Annotated in this window: 4 protein-coding genes and 1 pseudogene; all 5 read left to right on the plus strand. The window is 71.2% G+C overall.

Translation table 11 applies throughout. The features are described 5' to 3' along the window. A partial coding sequence (zwf, locus tag AB0J09_RS61540; RefSeq protein ID WP_360713337.1) for a glucose-6-phosphate dehydrogenase occupies positions 1 to 1,323 on the plus strand: 1,323 nt, incomplete at its 5' end. 37 nt (positions 1,324 to 1,360) lie between these two features. After that, entirely contained in the window at positions 1,361 to 1,714 is a 354-nt protein-coding gene (locus AB0J09_RS61545; protein WP_360713339.1) for a spore germination protein GerW family protein, read from the plus strand. Position 1,715: 1 nt separating this feature from the next. Next, positions 1,716 to 2,252, plus strand: coding sequence for a hypothetical protein (locus AB0J09_RS61550; RefSeq protein WP_360713341.1), 537 nt, complete (start codon positions 1,716 to 1,718; stop codon positions 2,250 to 2,252). 50 nt (positions 2,253 to 2,302) lie between these two features. Next, positions 2,303 to 2,479 (plus strand): annotated as a pseudogene (locus tag AB0J09_RS61555) (LysE family transporter); the annotation flags it as partial. 139 nt (positions 2,480 to 2,618) lie between these two features. Continuing rightward, positions 2,619 to 2,793 (plus strand): LysE family transporter (locus AB0J09_RS61560; protein ID WP_360713343.1); only part of this gene is annotated, 175 nt, incomplete at its 3' end.

The following is a 2,793-nucleotide window of genomic DNA, read 5'->3' on the forward strand; positions in this document are numbered from 1 at the left end:
CTCGCGCGCAAGATGCTCCTGCCCGCCCTCTACCGCCTCACCGCCGACAGCCGCCTCGACGTGCCCATCATCGGCGTGGCCAAGACCGACATGGACCTCGACGGGCTGCGCGAGCACGCCCGCGAGGCCGTCGGCGGCGTGCGCGACGCGGCCTTCGACAAGCTGGCAGGCAACCTGCGGCTGGTCGCGGGCGACTACCGCGACCCCGAGACGTTCGCCAAGCTCCGCGAGGAGGTGGCGGGCAAGGGCTTCCTCGTCCACTACCTCGCGGTCCCGCCGTCGCTGTTCGCCGCGGTCGCCGAGGGGCTGGCCGGGGTGGGGCTCCACCAGAACGCCAGGCTCGTCGTGGAGAAGCCGTTCGGCCACGACCTCGACTCCGCCCGCGGGCTCAACGACGAGCTGCTCAAGCACTTCGACGAGGACCACCTGCGGCGCGTCGACCACTTCCTGGGCAAGGAGCCGGTCGAGGACCTGATGGTCTTCAGGTTCGCCAACACCCTGCTCGAGCCCATCTGGAACCGCAGCCACGTCCGAAGCGTCCAGATCACCATGGCCGAGGACTTCGACGTGCGCGACCGGGGCGCCTTCTACGACGCCAACGGCACCGTCCGCGACGTGGTGCAGAATCACCTGCTCCAGCTGCTGGCCATCCTCGCCATGGACCCGCCGCCGTCCACCGACGCCCGGGCCCAGCTCGACGAGAAGTGGCGGGTGCTCCGCGCCGTCCAGGCCATCGACCCGTCCGACGTCGTACGCGGCCAGTACGACGGCTACCTCGACACCGACGGCGTGCGCCCCGGCTCCACGACCGAGACGTTCGTCGCCCTGCGCGCCTACGTCGACAACTGGCGCTGGGCCGGCGTGCCGTGGTGCATCCGCTCGGGCAAGGCGCTGCCGACCACCGACCTGGAGATCGTCGCCGAGCTGCGCAGGCCGCCGGTGACGATGTTCCGCGGCGGCGACGCGCCCCCAAGCCCCAACCTCATCAGGTTCCGGCTCCAGCCGGACGCCGGGGTCACCTTCGACCTGCTGGCCAAGGAGCCGGGCAAACAGCACACCAGGCCGGTGCCGGTCAGCGTCGACTTCACCAAGGTGCTCGGGCCGATGGAGGCCGCCTACGAGCGCATTCTGACCGACGCCATCAGCGGCGACCAGCGGCGTTTCGCCAGGTTCGACCTGGTGGAGGAGTCGTGGCGGATCGTCCAGCGGGTGCTCGACCTGCCGGATCAGCCGCTGCCGTACGAGAAGGGCTCCTGGGGGCCGGAGCGGGCCGCGAAGATCGCGCCGGGCGGCTGGCACGAGATCTCCACCACCTTCGACTGAGGTGGCCAGGCGGGCGATCCGTGGTAACGATGGGGGAATGGACATCATGAAGGTGGTCGAGCAGGCGCAGGACACCGCGACCGTCAGACGCGTCTTCGGCGAGCCGATCCAGCAGGGCGATCTCGTCGTCATCCCGGTCGCCAGAGTCCTCCACGGAGGCGGCGGAGGGCAGGGGCAGGGCAAGGACGAGAAGGGCGACGAGAACGGCGGCAGCGGCGGCGGCTTCGGCCTCAGCGCCACGCCCGCGGGCGTGTTCGTGCTCAAGGACGGCGACGTCCAGTGGCGGCCCGCGGTCGACGTCAACCGCATCGTCATCGGCGGCCAGATCGTGGTCATCGTGCTTGCGCTGACCATGCGCTCCATCTTCAAGAAGTGGCGGCGCAGGCGCTGACGTGCTGGTCGACCTGCTCGACGCGGAGCTGGCCGCCCGCGACTTCCTGATTCCCGGCTCCAACCTTCCGGTGCGGCAGGCCCCGCTGGAGGGTTCGGCCTCGCTTGTGCGCTTTCCGCCGGGCTGGGCCCGCACCGAACGCGGGCACTACCTGGCGGGAGAAGAGTTCGTGCTGCTGGAGGGCGAGTTGTGCGTCTCCGGCATCACATACCGGGCCGGGCATCACGGATGGCTGCCCGCCGGGGCGCTGCGCCACTCCAGCGCCGCCCCCGGCGGGGCGCTGGCGTTCACGTTCTTCGACGGGGAGGACACCTGGGTACGCAGCGACCTCGACGAGCCGGACGGCCCGACCCTGCGCACACCGCTCGAGACCGTCGTCATCCCCGAGGGCGGCCTGCCGCTCACCCGGCACTCGGCGCTCCTCGACACGCCCGTCGCCCTCGACCGTCCCGCCGAGATGATCACCGTGCCGACCTGGACATGGGAACGGTCCACCTTGATCCCGGAGGGGCGGGTGCTCGTAAGGTGGACGGCATGACCTCTATGGTGCAGATTGCGGGTTTCGGGGGAATCGTACTGCTCGGGGCGATGTCGCCCGGCCCGGACTTCGCGGTCGTCGTACGCCGCTCCGCCGTCTCCGGGCGCCTGCACGGCATGGCGGCGGCCACGGGCATCGCCGTCGGCGTGTTCGTGTGGGTGGTGGCCGCCGCCACCGGCATCGCGGGGCTGCTGGCCGCCTCGGCGATGGCGTTCACCGTGGTGAAGGTGGTCGGGGCCGCCTACCTGCTGTACCTCGTGGGCGCTGCGCTCCGCCCTGCGCAGGGGCGGCGAGCTCAGGCTGGACCTGCCCGGCCCGGGGCGGGGCAGCACGTGGGCGGCGTTCGCGGAGGGCCTGTTCACGAACGTGCTCAACCCCAAGGCGGCGCTGTTCTTCGTGGCGCTGGTGCCGCAGTTCGTCAGCTCCGAGGCTTCGGCGGGGGAGACCCTCGTGCTGTCGGTGATCGCGCTGGCGGGCACGGTCGCATGGTTCCTGGTGGTGGCCAACGTGGTGGGCACGCTGCACAAGGTGTTCGCCAGGC

The sequence above is a fragment of the Nonomuraea sp. NPDC049784 genome (genome assembly GCF_040659615.1).
In the GTDB taxonomy this organism is placed as follows: Bacteria; Actinomycetota; Actinomycetes; order Streptosporangiales; family Streptosporangiaceae; genus Nonomuraea.